At 39.9% G+C, this 1647-nt stretch carries 1 protein-coding gene and 1 pseudogene; both read left to right on the top strand.

The annotated features are described in order from the left end of the window. Positions 1-470: 470 nt before the first annotated feature. Positions 471-1392, top strand: a pseudogene (locus ACFIJW_RS09155) (phage tail sheath family protein); the annotation flags it as partial. A 3-nt stretch (positions 1393-1395) separates the two neighbouring features. Then, positions 1396-1647, top strand: a 252-nt coding sequence (locus ACFIJW_RS09150; protein ID WP_375634169.1) for a phage major tail tube protein, incomplete at its 3' end; no start/stop codon positions are given.

Below are 1647 nucleotides of genomic sequence, written 5' to 3'. Positions count from 1 at the left end.
AGCGTTTTAAAAGCGATTTTATCCTTAATCCTTTTATGCAATTTTTTAAATTAAACCTATAAGCTTATGACAGGTTCAAACGATTACCCTTTAATAGGTAATAAATATTGCTATAGAATTTTTAGATTTTACGCTTCTCAACTTTGAGAACTGTAATTTTATGTTTTTATCATGTGATCAACAATCTAATCTTTAAAACAATGTGATTTGTGCTGTGATAAAAACGTGTCATAAAATTTATGAACTGTTATAAATGATATCTGCTTTTCATTTCATTTGAATGCACACATGCGTTATAATATTTGTATCATGATTAGCTTTTTATGGTCTATTCATACATGGCAATTATTTATAAAAAATGGTCAAATGAATCACGTATAAAAATGTGGATTCTTAAGTGGATTCATATAAAATAGTTGCAAACAACCTATTGACTTTATTGTATTTTTTGATATTATGCCGGAATTGAAGTGGCAGACGCTTTGGAACAGGTTGCAGAAAAGCTACAAGCCATTGCCGTGTTTGATACGGGGGGTAAAAACACGCAAGAAAGCCTTGCTTATCGTGCAGATTTTTCCTCACGCTTTTGTTATTTGATTGATCCCTTTGTACGGGTGGCAAATTCTGATGGGGGTGTTAGTATAAAGCCGNTCACGCTTTTGTTATTTGATTGATCCCTTTGTACGGGTGGCAAATTCTGATGGGGGTGTTAGTATAAAGCCGGCAAGTCCTTTTGCAGCAGCCATGTTTATCAAACGTGACAAGCAAAGGGGCGGTGTTTTTTGGTCTCCTTCCAACCAAGATGTGCATGGCATTTTAGGGACAGCACGCCCCATTAGCTATTTTGATGGGGAAATCGATCATGAGGCAAATCGCCTCAATCAAGCCGATATTGCAACCTTTATTCCAGCACGACTTAGTCAAAATGCGCATGGGCAAATGGCTGCCAATGGGCGCATTTTATGGGGAAATCATACCACCTCCAGTGATCCACTTTGGCGCTTTGTCAATGTGGTGCGCACCCGTGCAGCTTTGGAAAAAACCATCATTAACAATTTGCGCCCTTGGGCCAATGATGAGAATCTGACTGGTCAACATGTTATTGCCATTACCCGCTCTTTGACCAGCTTTCTTGATGATATGATTGCACGCGGTGCACTGCTTGGTGGGCGGGTTTGGTTTGATCGTGATTTAAATTCAAACAGCACTTTACAACTGGGGAAATTGCGGGTGGAATTTGATGCAGAAGAAGTGCCACCTTTAGAAGATTTGAGTTTCGGCAGCCGGCGCAATAGCGCTTATTTTGACCGTTTGGCGCAAGATATCCAAAAGAAAATGACTTATCAATTTGGCGATACGCTTGAAACTTATCGCAAAGCAGCAAGGAGTTAAAGCATGACTTTACGCATTGTACGCGGTTTTACCTTGATTGTTGATGATGATGTGAATCTTCACCTTGATCTTGAAACATTGAAACTGCCCACGTTGGAAGAAATTACAGAAACCTATCAACCGGGCGGCTCTGATATGCAAATTGATGTGAGCGGTCTTGGTGTGAAAGCGCTAAGTTTACAAATGAAAATCCGCAGCCATACCCCCGAAATTATCGGCATCTTTGGTGGTCCCCCTGGTCTTCGTCATAAATTC

Source organism: Bartonella sp. MM97QHHN, assembly GCF_042194285.1.
Taxonomy (GTDB): Bacteria; Pseudomonadota; Alphaproteobacteria; order Rhizobiales; family Rhizobiaceae; genus Bartonella.
The sequence above is the reverse complement of the archived record's forward strand: the minus strand, read 5'-3'. Positions and strand labels throughout refer to the sequence as shown.